This window comes from Pseudomonas sp. LBUM1662, from assembly GCF_059695915.1.
In genome coordinates this window covers 5,510,938-5,525,926 of record NZ_CP166793.1, presented here as the reverse complement: position 1 = coordinate 5,525,926, position 14,989 = coordinate 5,510,938, and the positions used below count along the sequence as shown (strand labels likewise).

The 14,989-nt window shown below is 58.7% G+C and carries 16 protein-coding genes and 1 tRNA gene; 14 read left to right on the top strand and 3 right to left on the bottom strand.

All coding sequences use genetic code 11. From position 1 onward, the window contains the following. Positions 1 to 199: 199 nt before the first annotated feature. On the bottom strand, positions 200 to 529 hold the full coding sequence (locus ACA049_RS25050) for a hypothetical protein (RefSeq protein ID WP_497330655.1): 330 nt from the start codon (positions 527 to 529) through the stop codon (positions 200 to 202). Positions 530 to 678: 149 nt separating this feature from the next. Further along, a tRNA-Leu gene (locus ACA049_RS25045) sits at positions 679 to 763 on the bottom strand. A 107-nt stretch (positions 764 to 870) separates the two neighbouring features. Here ACA049_RS25045 and queA point away from each other — a divergent pair. The 6 genes from queA to ACA049_RS25015 all read left to right on the top strand — a co-directional run bounded on the left by queA (position 871) and on the right by ACA049_RS25015 (position 6,957). Continuing rightward, positions 871 to 1,920 carry a tRNA preQ1(34) S-adenosylmethionine ribosyltransferase-isomerase QueA gene (gene queA, locus ACA049_RS25040; protein ID WP_497313528.1) on the top strand — a complete coding sequence of 350 codons (1,050 nt, stop codon included), beginning with the start codon at positions 871 to 873 and terminating at the stop codon, positions 1,918 to 1,920. 14 nt (positions 1,921 to 1,934) lie between these two features. Further along, positions 1,935 to 3,050, top strand: a complete 1,116-nt coding sequence (gene tgt / locus ACA049_RS25035; RefSeq protein ID WP_162130724.1) for a tRNA guanosine(34) transglycosylase Tgt — start codon at positions 1,935 to 1,937, stop codon at positions 3,048 to 3,050. A gap of 43 nt (positions 3,051 to 3,093) precedes the next feature. Then, positions 3,094 to 3,432: a preprotein translocase subunit YajC gene (gene yajC, locus ACA049_RS25030; protein WP_007916913.1), complete on the top strand. Its 339-nt coding sequence runs from the start codon at positions 3,094 to 3,096 to the stop codon at positions 3,430 to 3,432. Positions 3,433 to 3,495: 63 nt separating this feature from the next. After that, complete coding sequence (gene secD, locus ACA049_RS25025) at positions 3,496 to 5,364, top strand: protein translocase subunit SecD (protein WP_497330653.1); 1,869 nt, start codon at positions 3,496 to 3,498, stop codon at positions 5,362 to 5,364. A gap of 9 nt (positions 5,365 to 5,373) precedes the next feature. Next, positions 5,374 to 6,288, top strand: coding sequence for a protein translocase subunit SecF (secF, locus tag ACA049_RS25020; protein WP_253436913.1), 915 nt, complete (start codon positions 5,374 to 5,376; stop codon positions 6,286 to 6,288). Positions 6,289 to 6,408: 120 nt separating this feature from the next. Beyond that, positions 6,409 to 6,957, top strand: coding sequence for a glycine zipper 2TM domain-containing protein (locus ACA049_RS25015; protein ID WP_497330651.1), 549 nt, complete (start codon positions 6,409 to 6,411; stop codon positions 6,955 to 6,957). 254 nt (positions 6,958 to 7,211) lie between these two features. Here the strand turns inward: ACA049_RS25015 and suhB are convergent, their stop codons facing one another. Further along, positions 7,212 to 8,030, bottom strand: a complete 819-nt coding sequence (gene suhB / locus ACA049_RS25010; RefSeq protein WP_497330649.1) for a type III secretion system regulator SuhB — start codon at positions 8,028 to 8,030, stop codon at positions 7,212 to 7,214. Between the two features lie 146 nt (positions 8,031 to 8,176). Between suhB and trmJ the strand changes: the two genes are divergently transcribed. The 8 genes from trmJ (at position 8,177) to hscA (ending at position 14,989) form a co-directional block, all read left to right on the top strand. Then, positions 8,177 to 8,947, top strand: coding sequence for a tRNA (cytosine(32)/uridine(32)-2'-O)-methyltransferase TrmJ (trmJ, locus tag ACA049_RS25005; RefSeq protein ID WP_497330647.1), 771 nt, complete (start codon positions 8,177 to 8,179; stop codon positions 8,945 to 8,947). A 2-nt stretch (positions 8,948 to 8,949) separates the two neighbouring features. Continuing rightward, positions 8,950 to 9,726, top strand: coding sequence for a serine O-acetyltransferase (cysE, locus tag ACA049_RS25000; protein ID WP_008147732.1), 777 nt, complete (start codon positions 8,950 to 8,952; stop codon positions 9,724 to 9,726). A gap of 239 nt (positions 9,727 to 9,965) precedes the next feature. Further along, a complete protein-coding gene (gene iscR, locus ACA049_RS24995; protein ID WP_007903581.1) occupies positions 9,966 to 10,457 on the top strand; it encodes a Fe-S cluster assembly transcriptional regulator IscR in 492 nt (163 codons plus the stop codon). A 51-nt stretch (positions 10,458 to 10,508) separates the two neighbouring features. Beyond that, positions 10,509 to 11,723 carry an IscS subfamily cysteine desulfurase gene (locus ACA049_RS24990; protein WP_497330645.1) on the top strand — a complete coding sequence of 405 codons (1,215 nt, stop codon included), beginning with the start codon at positions 10,509 to 10,511 and terminating at the stop codon, positions 11,721 to 11,723. A gap of 83 nt (positions 11,724 to 11,806) precedes the next feature. Beyond that, on the top strand, positions 11,807 to 12,193 hold the full coding sequence (gene iscU / locus ACA049_RS24985; protein ID WP_003443374.1) for a Fe-S cluster assembly scaffold IscU: 387 nt from the start codon (positions 11,807 to 11,809) through the stop codon (positions 12,191 to 12,193). Positions 12,194 to 12,221: 28 nt separating this feature from the next. Then, a complete protein-coding gene (gene iscA, locus ACA049_RS24980) occupies positions 12,222 to 12,545 on the top strand; it encodes an iron-sulfur cluster assembly protein IscA (RefSeq protein ID WP_007903589.1) in 324 nt (107 codons plus the stop codon). Positions 12,546 to 12,553: 8 nt separating this feature from the next. Continuing rightward, positions 12,554 to 13,075, top strand: coding sequence for a co-chaperone HscB (hscB, locus tag ACA049_RS24975; protein ID WP_497336970.1), 522 nt, complete (start codon positions 12,554 to 12,556; stop codon positions 13,073 to 13,075). A gap of 51 nt (positions 13,076 to 13,126) precedes the next feature. Then, entirely contained in the window at positions 13,127 to 14,989 is a 1,863-nt protein-coding gene (hscA, locus tag ACA049_RS24970) for a Fe-S protein assembly chaperone HscA (protein WP_497330643.1), read from the top strand.

Below are 14,989 nucleotides of genomic sequence, written 5' to 3'. Positions count from 1 at the left end.
ACGGTTTTTGCTCCCGTCAATGGACCGAAAATACGAGGAAATCTGGAAGTGAATATCGCTCAGAACGACGTCGCTCTGGCGGGGAAAAGGGGACCGGGGAAAAGGGGGGGAAAGGGGACAGAATTATTATTGGTAGACGTGGCTATCAGCGTCGGCCCAGCTACCCAGAGTCCCAGCTTTTGAGGGCTCTCGCATTCATTCACTGAATGTCTTTCAGATAATCCTTGAGCGCGATGATCGGGACATCAAGCTGCGCCATCGTCTGAATACTGGAAAAATCAGCAGCCAATCTCTGCAACTCACCCCCCAGCGGTTTATCCACACCGCCGATGGCTTCCAGTGCTAACCCCACACACTCACTCACTTTCGCCTGAATCCCCTCAACATCCCCCCTCCTTACCAACAACCCAAAAACCTCCCGCTCATAATCACTCATCAGCAGATCATCCCGAAGAATCGGACTCGAATCTTCAGTCTCATAAGCCAGCTTGAGGCAGAACAAAGCAACAGTTTCCAGCAGCAGTTCCATGGGGTGAATCCTTGAGAATTGTCGTACCAGTCGAGAGCGCGAAGATCAAAAGCATCGCCAGCAAGCCGGCTCCTACAGGTCGGCGGGTTGTCCGCCACTTTATCGCAGGCGAAAAAAAAGGCCTTGCTAAGCAAGACCTTTCTTAATTTTGGTGCCCCGAGGGAGACTCGAACTCCCACTCCTTTCGAAAACGGATTTTGAATCCGCCGCGTCTACCAATTCCGCCATCAGGGCTCAATGGCGGCGAAGTATAGAGATGAGATTACCGTCGGTCAATCAGGTACATAGAGAATTTTCACTATTTCGGCTAGACTTCCGGCCCCTGCTAGACGAACCCCATCATGCGCGTTGCTGACTTTACTTTCGAACTCCCTGATTCGCTGATTGCTCGCCACCCTTTGGCCGAGCGTCGCAACAGTCGCCTGTTGACCCTTGATGGGGTCAGCGGCGCCCTGGCGCACCGTCAATTCACTGATTTGCTTGAGCATTTGCGCCCGGGCGATTTGATGGTGTTCAACAATACCCGGGTGATTCCGGCGCGGCTGTTTGGCCAGAAGGCTTCCGGCGGCAAGCTGGAAATCCTGGTCGAGCGCGTACTCGACAGTCATCGCGTGCTGGCCCATGTGCGGTCCAGCAAGTCGCCGAAGCCGGGTTCGAAGATCCTGATCGATGGCGGTGGCGAAGCTGAAATGCTGGCGCGTCACGATGCGTTGTTCGAGCTGGGGTTTGCCGAAGAGGTGTTGCCGCTGCTCGACCGCGTCGGGCACATGCCGTTGCCTCCTTATATAGACCGCCCGGATGAAGGCTCGGACCGCGAGCGTTATCAGACGGTGTACGCCCAGCGCCTGGGCGCGGTGGCGGCGCCGACCGCGGGGCTGCATTTCGATCAGCCGCTGATGGAGGCGATTGCCGCCAAGGGCGTTGAGACGGCGTTCGTGACCTTGCACGTGGGGGCGGGTACGTTCCAGCCGGTGCGTGTCGAGAAGATCGAAGATCACCACATGCACAGCGAATGGCTGGAAGTCGGCCAGGACGTGGTCGATGCCGTGGCGGCTTGCCGCGCTCGCGGTGGTCGGGTGATTGCCGTGGGGACCACCAGCGTGCGTTCCCTGGAAAGCGCCGCGCGCGATGGCGTGCTCAAGCCGTTCAGTGGCGACACTGACATCTTTATCTACCCGGGCCGGCCGTTTCATGTGGTCGATGCCCTGGTCACCAACTTCCATTTGCCCGAATCCACGCTGTTGATGCTGGTTTCGGCGTTCGCCGGTTATCCCGAAGCCATGGCCGCCTATAAAGCCGCCGTGGAGCATGAATACCGCTTTTTCAGCTACGGTGATGCGATGTTTATCACCCGTAACCCCGCACCACGTGGCCCTGAGGACAAAGAATGAGTCGCCAAAGTCGTATGTCGTTTGAGTTGCTTGCTACTGACGGCAAGGCTCGTCGCGGTCGTTTGACCTTCCCGCGCGGTACCGTCGAGACCCCGGCCTTCATGCCGGTGGGCACGTACGGCACCGTGAAGGGCATGCTGCCGCGGGATATCACCGCGACTGGCGCGGAAATCATTCTGGGCAACACCTTCCACTTGTGGCTGCGTCCAGGCACCGAAGTGATCAAGAAGCACGGCGACCTGCACGATTTCATGCAGTGGAAAGGCCCGATTCTGACTGATTCCGGCGGTTTTCAGGTGTTCAGCCTCGGCGCGATGCGCAAGATCAAGGAGGAGGGCGTGACCTTCGCCTCTCCGGTCGACGGCGCCAAAGTGTTCATGGGGCCGGAAGAGTCGATGCAGGTCCAGCGTGACCTGGGCTCGGACATCGTGATGATTTTCGACGAATGCACGCCGTACCCGGCCGACGAAGACGTCGCGCGGATTTCCATGGAGCTGTCGTTGCGTTGGGCCAAGCGTTCGAAAGAAGCCCATGGCGACAACACGGCGGCGCTGTTTGGCATCGTTCAGGGCGGCATGCACCAGGATCTGCGAATGCGCTCCCTGGAAGGCCTCGACAAGATCGGTTTTGATGGTCTGGCCATCGGCGGTCTGTCGGTGGGCGAGCCCAAGCACGAGATGATCAAGGTGCTGGATTACCTGCCAGGCCAGATGCCGGCTGACAAACCTCGTTACCTTATGGGCGTTGGCAAACCGGAAGATCTGGTTGAGGGTGTGCGCCGCGGTGTGGACATGTTCGATTGCGTGATGCCAACCCGTAATGCCCGCAATGGGCATCTGTTCATTGATACCGGCGTGCTGAAGATCCGTAACGCGTTCCATCGCCATGATGATTCGCCGCTCGATCCGACCTGCGATTGCTATACCTGCCAGAACTTCTCCCGCGCTTATCTGCATCACCTGGACAAGTGCGGCGAAATGCTGGGGAGCATGCTCAATACCATCCATAACTTGCGTCATTATCAAGTGCTTATGGCTGGTTTGCGCGAGGCTATTCAACAGGGTACATTGGCCGCCTTTGTCGATGCCTTCTACGCCAAACGCGGGTTACCTGTTCCGCCTTTGGACTGAGTTTTCTGACCCCAAGATTCAACATTTGCAACTGGAGTGCTAAATGAGCTTTTTTATCTCTAATGCCATGGCCGACGCTGCTGCACCGGCAGCTGCAGGCCCAATGGGTGGCGGTTTCGAGTGGATTTTCCTGGTCGGTTTCCTGGTCATCTTCTACCTGATGATCTGGCGTCCACAGGCCAAGCGCGCCAAAGAGCAGAAGAACCTGCTGAGCAGCCTGCAAAAAGGCGACGAAGTTGTGACCACCGGTGGTATCGCCGGCAAGATCACTAAAGTGGCTGATGATTTCGTGGTTCTGGAAGTTTCCGACACCGTCGAAATGAAGTTCCAGAAAGGCGCCATTGCCGCCACGCTGCCAAAAGGCACGCTGAAAGCGATCTAAGTTTCAACTTCTACTCAATCGACGGGGCGCGCAAGGCGCCCCGCGTCATAAGCGGGCGGCGTGATGCTGAACAAATACCCTCTGTGGAAATACATTCTGATCCTGGCGGTGCTGGCGGTCGGTCTGATTTATTCCGCTCCCAATTTATATCCTGATGACCCGGCCATTCAGGTCAGCGGCGCAAGCACTGCGCTGCAAGTCAATCAGGCTGATCTGGACCGTGTGAGCACTGCGCTCAAGGAGTCCGGGATCAACGTCAAGGCGGCCACGCTGGCTGCGAATGGCAAGGGCGGTCTGATTCGTCTGACCAAGGCTGAAGATCAGCTGCCGGCCAAAGACGTCGTGCGCAAGGCACTGGGTGATGACTACGTCGTCGCGCTGAACCTGGCACAAACCACCCCGCAATGGCTGCGCAGCCTGGGCGCGCACCCGATGAAGCTGGGTCTGGACTTGTCCGGTGGTGTGCACTTCCTGCTCGAAGTGGACATGGACAAAGCCCTCGACGCACGCTTGAAAGTGTACGAAGGCGATGTAAAGAGCCTGTTGCGTAAAGAGAAACTGCGCTATCGCAGCCTGCCGCAACTCAACGGTGCCATTCAGCTGGGTTTCAGTGATGAAGCTTCCCGCGAACAGGCCCGTGCACTGATCCGCAAGAACTTCAACGATTTCGACATTGTTCCGGCCGACCTCAATGGTCAGGCGGTACTGCGTCTGGCGATGACCCCGGCCAAGCTGGCGGAAATCCGCGAATACTCCATCAAGCAGAACTTGACCACGGTACGTAACCGCGTCAACGAGCTGGGTGTTGCCGAACCGATCGTTCAGCGTCAAGGCGCCAACCGCATCGTGGTTGAGCTGCCGGGCGTGCAGGACACCGCAGAAGCCAAGCGTATCCTCGGCAAGACGGCCAACCTTGAGTTCCGTCTGGCCGCTGAGCCGGGCGCTTCGAAAGCCACTTCCGAAAGCTTCGAGTTCCGTGAGGGCAATCGTCCGCCGGCACAGATCGAGCGTGGCCTGATCATCACCGGTGACCAGGTAACTGACGCCAAGGCTGGCTTCGGCGAGCACGGCACGCCAGAAGTGAACATCCGTCTGGATGGCCACGGTGGCGAGCTGATGAGTCGTGCGACCCGCAGCAACGTCGGTCGCAGCATGGCGGTAATCTTCATCGAGCAGCGTCCGATCACCACGTACACCAAGCAAATGGTGAACGGTGTCGAGAAAGACGTCGCGGTTCAAACGTTTAAAGAAGAGAAGAAGATCATCAGCCTGGCGACCATCCAGTCGCCGCTGGGTGCTCAATTCCGCATCACTGGCCTGAACGGTCAGGGCGAGTCGTCCGAACTGGCGCTGCTGTTGCGTGCCGGTGGTCTGGCTGCTCCGATGTACTTCGCTGAAGAGCGCACAATTGGCCCGAGCCTGGGTGCGGACAACATCACCAAGGGTATCGATGCATCGCTGTGGGGCATGCTGTTTGTCTCGCTGTTCATCATCGCCATCTACCGCTTCTTCGGCATCATCGCCACCGTCGCGCTGGCGGTGAACATGGTGTTGCTGCTGGCCCTGATGTCGCTGCTGGGTGCAACGCTGACCCTGCCGGGTATCGCCGGTATCGTATTGACCATGGGTATGGCGGTCGACGCCAACGTACTGATCTTCTCGCGGATTCGTGAAGAGATCGCGGCGGGCATGACCGTACAACGGGCAATCAACGAAGGCTTCGGCCGGGCATTTACTGCGATTCTCGACGCCAACCTGACCACATTGCTGGTCGGCGGGATTCTCTTTGCGATGGGCACCGGTCCAGTCAAAGGTTTCGCAGTGACCATGTCCCTCGGGATCTTTACCTCGATGTTCACGGCCATCATGGTGACCCGCGCGATGGTCAACCTGATCTTCGGCGGTCGTGACTTCAAGAAGTTGTGGATTTAAGGGGCTGCCATGTTACGTACAATCAACTTCATGGGCGTTCGCAACTTTGCGTTCGGCGTCACATTGTTCCTTACCGTGCTGGCTTTGTTCAGCGTCGCCACCAAGGGCATGAACTGGGGCCTGGACTTCACCGGCGGTACGCTCATCGAGCTGACCTACGAGCGTCCGGCCGATGTCACCAAGGTGCGTGAGCAACTGGCCACTTCGGGTTATCACGAGGCAATCGTGCAGAGCTTCGGTGCGACTACCGATTTGCTGGTGCGCATGCCGGGTGAAGACCCGCAGCTGGGCCATCAAGTGGCAGAAGCGCTGCTGAAAGTCGGCGGCGACAACCCGGCGACGGTCAAGCGCGTCGAGTTCGTCGGCCCACAGGTGGGTGAAGAGCTGCGCGACCAGGGCGGCCTCGGCATGCTGATGGCGCTGGGCGGCATCCTGATCTACCTGGCGTTCCGCTTTCAGTGGAAGTTCGCGGTCGGTGCCATCGTTTCGCTGATCCACGACGTGATCGTGACCATCGGTATCCTGTCGTTCTTCCAGATCACCTTCGACCTGACGGTGCTGGCGGCGGTATTGGCGATCATTGGTTACTCGCTCAACGATACCATCGTGGTATTCGACCGGGTTCGTGAGAACTTCCGTGTGCTGCGCAAGGCCAGCCTGATCGAGAACATCAACATCTCGACCACGCAAACCCTGCTGCGGACCATGGCGACGTCGATCTCCACCTTGCTGGCGATCGCGGCCCTGTTGTTCTTCGGCGGCGACAACCTGTTCGGCTTCTCCATCGCCCTGTTCATCGGTGTTCTGGCGGGTACTTACTCGTCGATCTACATCGCGAACGTGGTGCTGATCTGGCTGAACCTGAGCAGCGAAGATCTGATTGCTCCTGTGGCCACTGACAAGGAAGTCGACGACCGTCCATAACGGCCATCGCTTTTCCAGCTGTCAGCCGAAAAAGGCGCGAGTTGAACTCGCGCCTTTTTTTATGCTCCAAGGCTGGGAGAAGCGCGGACATGTTCCGCGGGTGATGGTCAGGAGGTTCATGTGAACAAGTCGTTGCTGGTTGGTGCGGTATTGGGTGCTGTCGGTGTGACTGCCGGGGGTGCTGTTGCCACCTACAGCCTGGTTAAAAGCGGCCCTGAGTATGCGCAAGTGCTAGCCGTTGAACCGGTCAAGACACAAATCAAGACGCCACGTGAAGTGTGCAAGGATGTAGCGGTCACCCGGCAAGCGCCGGTGAAAGATCAACACCAGATTCTCGGTACGGCCATCGGTGCCGTAGCGGGTGGTTTGCTGGGTAATCAGATTGGCGGCGGCACGGGCAAGAAGATTGCCACGGTGGCCGGTGCGGTCGGCGGCGGTTATGCCGGCAACAAGGTTCAGGAAGGCATGCAGAACCGTGACACCTACACCACGACGCAGACTCGCTGTAACACAGTGAATGACATCAGCGACAAGGTTGTAGGTTACGACGTTCGTTATTCGCTGGACGGCAAGGAAGGCAAGGTGCGGATGGATCGTGATCCGGGCAACCAGATTCCGGTCGACAAGGAAGGCAAGCTGGTCCTGTCGCAGAACGAACAGGCTCACTAAAAAAGCTGAAATTCAGATTAAAAAAGAAGCACCCGGAAGGGTGCTTTTTTTGTGCCTACAACTTCTGCATCCCCACAGATCCCCTTGTGGGAGCGGGCTTGCTCGCGAAGGCGGCTTCACATTCCACATTAATGGTGGCTGATACACCGCTTTCGCGAGCAAGCCCGCTCCCACCTTTGATCGGTGGTGTTTTTGGGGGCAAATTCCAGGCATAAAAAAAGCACCCCGAAGGGTGCTTTTTTGTGGGCGTTCGCTTAGCGCTTCAGCGAAGCCGGCAGGTGCGGCTGGATCGCCGTCAGCACTGCTTTGAAGCATTTGGTGTTACCGGCAACGATGTGGCCTTTATCAAGGAAATCGTGACCGCCGGTAAAGTCGCTCACCAAACCGCCAGCTTCCTGGATCAGCAGGGCGCCTGCAGCCATGTCCCACTCGGACAGGCCCGATTCCCAGAATGCGTCGAAACGGCCGGCAGCCACGTAGGCCAGGTCCAGGCTCGCCGAACCTGCGCGGCGGATGCCGGCGGTCTGGCCTACCAGGGCGCGGAACATGCCCAGGTAGTTTTCGAGGTTGTCCATCTGGTCGTCACGGAACGGGAAGCCGGTACCCAGCAGGGCGCCGTCCAGGCTGGTGCGACCGCTGACGCGCAGGCGACGACCGTTCAGTTGAGCGCCGCGACCACGGCTGGCGGTGAATTCTTCCTGGCGAACCGGGTCCAGAACAACAGCGTGTTCCAGGCGACCGCGGTATTTGCAGGCGATGCTGACAGCGAAGTGAGGAATGCCGCGCAGGAAGTTGGTGGTGCCGTCCAGCGGATCGATGATCCACAGATATTCTTCGCCTTCGATCCCGGTGCCGGCGTGCATGCCGGTTTCTTCACCCCTGATCGAGTGGTTCGGGTAAGCCTTGCGCAGCGCGTCGATGATTTTCTGTTCAGCGGCGCGATCCACCTCGGATACGTAATCCTTGGCGTCTTTTTCGTCGACCTTGATGGTATCCAGGCGCTCGATGGAGCGGAAGATCAATTCACTGGCGCTGCGGGCGGCGCGCAGCGCGATATTCAGCATGGGCTGCATGGATGTGTCACCTAAGGTTGTTAAAGAAAGCCGAGCATTCTATCAGAACTTTTCTACAGGTGAAGGTTGGTGTTCGCTTTCATAGCTTAACGGTAGGATGAACTGTAAGATTCCGCTCCCCAATTCTGTGTTCGAGAACGCCTCCCGTGCTGCATAACATTCGTGTCGTCCTGGTCAATACCAGCCACCCCGGCAACATCGGCGGGGCTGCGCGTGCCATGAAGAACATGGGCCTGTCGCGGCTGGTGCTGGTCGAACCGCGGCTGTTCCCGCACCACGAGGCCGATGCTCGCGCTTCCGGCGCCGGGGACATCCTTGAAAACGCGCAAGTCGTCGCCACCTTGGAAGATGCCTTGGTCGGCTGCAATCTGGTACTCGGCACCAGCGCCCGTGATCGCCGTATTCCATGGCCGCTGCTCGATCCCCGCGAATGCGGCGTGAAAGTGGTCGAGGAAGCCGCGTCGGGTGCCGAGATTGCCTTGGTCTTTGGTCGTGAAGATTCCGGCCTGACCAATGAAGAGCTGCAGCGATGTCATTATCACGTGCACATCCCATCAGACCCTGAGTTCAGTTCGCTGAACCTTGGGGCAGCGGTGCAGGTGTTGAGCTATGAAGTGCGCATGTCCTGGCTTGCGGCCAAAGGCCAGCCGAGCAAGGTCGAGAAGGATGAAGTGGCGTCCATCAAAAGTGGCGAGCTGGCGACCATGGATGAGCTGGAGCGATTCTATGAACACCTGGAGCAAACCCTGGTGGCCATCGAATTCCTCGACCCGGAAAAACCACGGCACTTGATGGCGCGCCTGCGCCGGTTGTACGGACGCAGCTCGGTCAGCCGGGCGGAAATGAATATATTGCGTGGCATCCTCACGGAAACCCAGAAAGCGGCCCGTGGCGAGCTTCTAAAGCGGAAGGATTAAAAATGTTCGAGCGTTTGCGTGAAGATATCCAGAGTGTTTTCCATCGTGACCCGGCAGCGCGCAACGCCTTTGAAGTTCTGACCTGCTACCCCGGCATGCACGCCATCTGGATCCATCGCCTGTCATCGGCCTTGTGGGGCATGGGCTGGAAGTGGTTGGCGCGGCTGGTCTCGAACTTCGGTCGCTGGTTGACCGGGATCGAGATTCATCCGGGTGCCAAAGTTGGTCGTCGCTTCTTTATTGACCATGGCATGGGCATTGTCATCGGTGAGACCGCCGAGATCGGCAACGATGTGACCCTTTATCAGGGTGTGACACTCGGTGGTACCAGCTGGAACAAGGGCAAGCGTCACCCGACACTGGAAGATGGCGTGGTGGTAGGGGCGGGCGCCAAGGTGCTCGGTCCGTTCACGGTGGGCGCTGGTGCCAAGGTTGGTTCCAACGCTGTCGTCACCAAGGCTGTTCCGCCGGGTGCGACCGTGGTCGGGATCCCGGGGCGGATCATAGTCAAGTCCGACGAAGAGACAGACGCCAAGCGCAAGGCCATGGCCGAGAAGATCGGCTTCGATGCCTACGGTGTCGGCGAAGACATGCCCGACCCGGTGGCTCGAGCCATTAACCAGTTGCTTGATCATCTGCAGGCAGTCGATGGTCGTCTGGAGGGGATGTGCGGGGCGTTGAAGGATCTGGGCAGTAATTACTGTGCGAAAGATCTGCCTGAGCTGCGCGAAGAAGACTTCGCCTGTGTGAAGGACAAGGATCAGAGTCAGGCCAGCTAGACCGCGCGGGCCCCTTCGCGGGCAAGCCTCGCTCCTACAAGGGTTGCGCTAATCCTGTAGGAGCGAGGCTTGCCCGCGAAGAACGATAACGCGCAATTGCTGGCTGTAATCGGCCAGCCTTTGCTATGATGCGCGCGCTCTTTTGCGGGTAATCCTGACTAAAGTACTAGGTCTTATAGTTGACTTAAATACTCGGGAATTGCATACTCGCCCCATTCCGAACTCCGTGGTAATTGTCCATGCGACTGACTACAAAAGGCCGATACGCCGTAACCGCCATGCTTGACCTGGCGTTGCACGCGCAGCACGGGCCGGTGTCCCTGGCCGATATCTCCGAGCGCCAAGGCATCTCCCTGTCCTACCTCGAACAGCTCTTCGCCAAATTGCGCCGCAGCAATCTGGTTTCCAGCGTTCGTGGTCCGGGCGGCGGCTACCAACTGTCCCGCGACATGCAGGGCATCCAGGTCGCCCAGGTGATCGATGCGGTGAACGAATCGGTCGATGCGACCAAATGCCAGGGCCAGGGTGATTGCCATCAAGGCGACACCTGCCTGACCCACCACTTGTGGTGCGATCTGAGCCTGCAGATTCACGAATTTCTGAGCGGTATCAGCTTGGCTGACCTTGTAACTCGCCGTGAGGTGCAAGAAGTAGCCCAGCGTCAGGACCAGCGCCGTTGCAACAGCAAGGCGCCACGCCTGGACAAGATTGAAGCGTCCGCCGTCGAATGACAGCCACAGAGCGAAGCGGTACGCCAGCCAGCCTGATTTAGGAGATAGTCCATGAAATTGCCGATTTACCTTGATTACTCTGCGACCACCCCGGTTGATCCGCGTGTCGCGCAAAAAATGAGTGAATGCCTGCTGGTCGACGGAAACTTCGGTAACCCGGCGTCCCGTTCCCACGTGTTCGGCTGGAAAGCTGAAGAGTCCGTCGAAAACGCTCGTCGTCAGGTCGCAGACCTGGTCAACGCCGATCCGCGTGAAATCGTCTGGACCTCTGGCGCCACCGAGTCCGACAACCTGGCAATCAAGGGTGCGGCGCATTTCTACGCGACCAAAGGCAAACACCTGATCACCACCAAGATTGAGCACAAGGCTGTCCTCGACACCATGCGCCAACTGGAACGTGAAGGTTTCGAAGTAACCTACCTCGAGCCTCAGACTGATGGCCTGGTTACGCCAGCGATGATCGAAGCCGCCCTGCGCGACGACACCATCCTGGTTTCGGTCATGCACGTGAACAACGAAATCGGCACCATCAACGACATCGCAGCCATCGGCGAACTGACCCGCTCCAAGGGCATTCTGTTCCACGTTGACGCTGCTCAGTCCACTGGCAAGGTCGAGATCGACCTGCAGAAGCTGAAAGTCGACCTGATGTCGTTCTCTGCCCACAAAACCTACGGCCCTAAAGGCATCGGCGCACTGTACGTCAGCCGCAAGCCGCGTGTTCGCATCGAAGCGACCATGCACGGCGGCGGTCACGAGCGTGGCATGCGTTCCGGCACCCTGGCGACCCACCAGATCGTCGGTATGGGCGAAGCGTTCCGTGTAGCCAAGGAAGACATGACTGCCGAGAACGTGCGCATCAAAGCCTTGAGCGACCGCTTCTTCAAACAGGTCGAAGGCCTGGAAGAGCTGTACATCAACGGCAGCATGACCGCCCGCGTACCGCACAACCTGAACCTGAGCTTCAACTACGTTGAAGGCGAGTCGCTGATCATGGCGCTCAAGGACCTGGCGGTTTCGTCCGGTTCGGCCTGCACTTCGGCGTCCCTTGAGCCTTCGTACGTACTGCGCGCCCTGGGCCGCAACGACGAACTGGCACACAGCTCGATTCGCTTCACCTTCGGCCGTTTCACCACCGAAGAAGAAATCGACTACGCCGCGCAGAAAGTCTGCGAGGCCGTTACCAAGCTGCGCACCTTGTCGCCGCTGTGGGACATGTACAAAGACGGTGTCGACATTTCGAAAATCGAGTGGGCGGCACACTGATTTCAAGTCGCCGCAAACCGGCCCTGTGAACCCTCGGGTGCAGGGCTCAAGAGCGACTCTCTGATGAGTGAGGATTAAGAACCATGGCTTACAGCGAAAAGGTCATCGACCACTACGAAAACCCGCGCAACGTCGGCAAGATGGACGCGGAAGACCCTGATGTCGGCACCGGCATGGTCGGCGCTCCGGCGTGCGGCGATGTGATGCGCCTGCAGATCAAGGTCAACGAGCAAGGCATCATCGAAGATGCCAAGTTCAAGACCTATGGTTGCGGTTCGGCGATCGCCTCCAGCTCCCTGGCTACCGAGTGGATGAAGGGCAAGACTCTGGATGAAGCAGAGACCATCAAGAACACTCAGCTAGCCGAAGAACTGGCCCTGCCGCCAGTAAAAATTCACTGCTCCGTACTTGCTGAAGACGCTATCAAAGCGGCCGTTCGTGATTACAAGCAGAAGAAAGGCTTGATCTAAGCATTAAGCGACGAGTAAGGAGTCAACGATGGCTATCAGCATGACAGAAGCGGCTGCTCAACACGTGCGACGCTCCCTCAACGGGCGCGGCAAAGGTGAAGGGATTCGTCTGGGTGTTCGCACCACGGGCTGTTCCGGCCTTGCCTACGTGCTGGAGTTTGTCGACGAGGTGGTTGCAGAGGATCAGGTGTTCGAAAGTCACGGCGAGAAAGTGATCATCGACCCGAAAAGCCTGGCCTACCTGGACGGCACCGAACTCGATTTCGTCAAGGAAGGGTTGAACGAAGGCTTCAAGTTCAACAACCCCAACGTACGCGGTGAATGTGGCTGCGGCGAAAGCTTCAATATCTGAGGCTGCTCGTGGGTACTCCTTGTCATTTCGCTTTATTTGAACTGCAGCCGAGCTTCCGTCTGGATCTCGATCAGTTGGCCACGCGCTATCGTGAGTTGGCGCGCAGTGTTCATCCAGACCGCTTTGCAGACGCTTCCGAGCGCGAGCAACGGCTGGCGCTTGAGCAATCCGCGAGCCTCAACGAGGCCTACCAGACGCTCAAAAGTCCCCCGAAGCGCGCGCGATACCTGCTCGCCATGGGCGGGCGCGAGCTGCCGCTGGAGGTCACGGTGCATGATCCGGAGTTCCTTCTGCAGCAGATGGAATTGCGTGAAGAACTCGAAGACCTGCAAGACAGCGCCGACCTGGCGGGTGTTGCAGTGTTCAAGCGTCGCCTGAAGACCGCTCAGGATGAACTGAACGAAAGCTTCGCAGCCTGTTGGGATGATGCAGCGCAACGTGAACAGGCTGAACGCCTGATGCGGCGCATGCAGTTCCTCGACAAGCTCACCTACGAAGTGCGCCAGTTAGAAGAGCGCCTCGACGATTAACCCAGTGCCGCTCCGGTCGCACGCCTGATATACAGATAAGTCCTGATAACGATGGCCCTACTGCAGATCGCCGAACCCGGCCAAAGTCCTCAACCGCACCAGCGTCGTCTGGCTGTGGGGATCGACTTGGGCACTACCAATTCGCTGGTCGCTGCATTGCGCAGTGGTCTTTCCGAGCCTCTGGCTGACGCCGAAGGGCAGGTCATCCTGCCGTCTGCCGTGCGCTACCACGCCGATCGCGTCGAAGTCGGCGAGTCTGCCAAACTGGCGGCCGCTACCGATCCTTTGAACACTGTGCTGTCGGTCAAGCGCTTGATGGGTCGTGGTCTGTCCGACGTCAAGCAATTGGGCGATCAACTGCCGTACCGCTTTGTCGGCGGCGAGTCGCACATGCCGTTCATCGACACGATTCAGGGCCCGAAAAGCCCGGTCGAAGTTTCCGCCGATATCCTGAAAGTGCTGCGTCAGCGCGCTGAAGAGGCATTGGGCGGCGAACTGGTGGGGGCGGTCATCACCGTTCCGGCTTATTTCGACGATGCTCAGCGTCAAGCCACCAAGGATGCGGCCAAGCTGGCCGGTCTGAACGTGCTGCGTTTGCTCAATGAGCCGACCGCTGCCGCTGTGGCTTACGGTCTGGATCAACACGCCGAAGGCCTGGTTGCGATTTACGACCTAGGCGGCGGTACCTTTGATATTTCGATCCTGCGCCTGACCGGCGGTGTCTTTGAAGTGCTCGCTACCGGTGGCGACAGCGCCCTGGGTGGCGATGACTTTGACCACGCCATCGCTGGCTGGATCATTGAGAGCGCCGGTTTGTCGGCTGACCTCGATCCGGGTGCGCAGCGCCATCTGCTGCAAACTGCTTGTGCAGCCAAAGAAGCCCTGACCAGCGCCTCGTCGGTTGAAGTCGCTTACGGTGACTGGAAAGCGCAACTGACTCGCGAAGCCTTTGATGCGCTGATCGAGCCGATGGTTGCTCGCAGCCTGAAAGCCTGCCGCCGTGCGGTGCGTGATTCCGGCATCGAGCTGGACGAAGTGCACGCCGTGGTCATGGTCGGTGGTTCGACTCGCGTGCCTCGCGTTCGCGAAGCCGTCGCTGAAGCCTTCGGTCGCCAACCGCTGACTGAAATCGATCCGGATCAAGTGGTGGCCATTGGTGCTGCGATCCAGGCCGATACATTGGCTGGCAACAAGCGCGATGGCGGCGAATTGCTCTTGCTCGACGTCATTCCGTTGTCTCTGGGGCTGGAAACCATGGGCGGCCTGATGGAGAAGGTGATTCCACGCAACACCACCATCCCCGTCGCCCGCGCCCAGGACTTCACCACTTACAAAGACGGCCAGTCGGCCATGGCGATTCACGTATTGCAGGGCGAGCGTGAGTTGATCAGCGACTGCCGCTCCCTGGCGCGCTTCGAATTGCGCGGCATTCCGGCAATGGTCGCCGGCGCCGCGAAAATCCGCGTGACGTTCCAGGTCGATGCCGACGGTCTGCTCAGTGTCTCCGCTCGCGAGTTGGGTTCGGGCGTCGAGGCCAGCATCCAGGTCAAGCCGTCCTACGGCCTGACCGACGGCGAAATCGCCAAGATGCTCAAGGAATCGTTCCAGCACGCCAACGACGACAAGGTCGCGCGTGTATTGCGTGAGCAGCAGGTCGATGCCCAGCGCCTGATCGAAGCGGTGCAAGCCGCCCTTGATGTCGACGGTGAGCGCTTGCTCGACGCCGAAGAGCGCATGGTCATCGAGTTGCAGATGCAGGAACTGACCGAACTGATGAAAGGCACCGATGGTTTCGCCATCGAGCAGCAGACCAAGCGTCTGTCGCAAGTGACCGATGCCTTTGCTGCCCGCCGCCTGGATTCGACGGTGAAAGCCGCGCTGGCGGGGCGCAACCTGAATGAGATTGAGGAATAA

Excerpts from the sequence above, each read along its gene's own strand:
- ACA049_RS24990 (WP_497330645.1), top strand. The coding sequence starts at position 10,509 with ATGAAATTGCCGATTTACCTTGATTACTCTGCGACCACCCCGGTTGAT.
- iscU (WP_003443374.1), top strand. The coding sequence starts at position 11,807 with ATGGCTTACAGCGAAAAGGTCATCGACCACTACGAAAACCCGCGCAAC.
- hscA (WP_497330643.1), top strand. The coding sequence starts at position 13,127 with ATGGCCCTACTGCAGATCGCCGAACCCGGCCAAAGTCCTCAACCGCAC.
- iscA (WP_007903589.1), top strand. The coding sequence starts at position 12,222 with ATGGCTATCAGCATGACAGAAGCGGCTGCTCAACACGTGCGACGCTCC.
- secF (WP_253436913.1), top strand. The coding sequence starts at position 5,374 with ATGTTACGTACAATCAACTTCATGGGCGTTCGCAACTTTGCGTTCGGC.
- yajC (WP_007916913.1), top strand. The coding sequence starts at position 3,094 with ATGAGCTTTTTTATCTCTAATGCCATGGCCGACGCTGCTGCACCGGCA.
- cysE (WP_008147732.1), top strand. The coding sequence starts at position 8,950 with ATGTTCGAGCGTTTGCGTGAAGATATCCAGAGTGTTTTCCATCGTGAC.
- queA (WP_497313528.1), top strand. The coding sequence starts at position 871 with ATGCGCGTTGCTGACTTTACTTTCGAACTCCCTGATTCGCTGATTGCT.
- suhB (WP_497330649.1), bottom strand. The coding sequence starts at position 8,030 with ATGCAGCCCATGCTGAATATCGCGCTGCGCGCCGCCCGCAGCGCCAGT.
- ACA049_RS25050 (WP_497330655.1), bottom strand. The coding sequence starts at position 529 with ATGGAACTGCTGCTGGAAACTGTTGCTTTGTTCTGCCTCAAGCTGGCT.
- tgt (WP_162130724.1), top strand. The coding sequence starts at position 1,935 with ATGTCGTTTGAGTTGCTTGCTACTGACGGCAAGGCTCGTCGCGGTCGT.
- secD (WP_497330653.1), top strand. The coding sequence starts at position 3,496 with ATGCTGAACAAATACCCTCTGTGGAAATACATTCTGATCCTGGCGGTG.
- iscR (WP_007903581.1), top strand. The coding sequence starts at position 9,966 with ATGCGACTGACTACAAAAGGCCGATACGCCGTAACCGCCATGCTTGAC.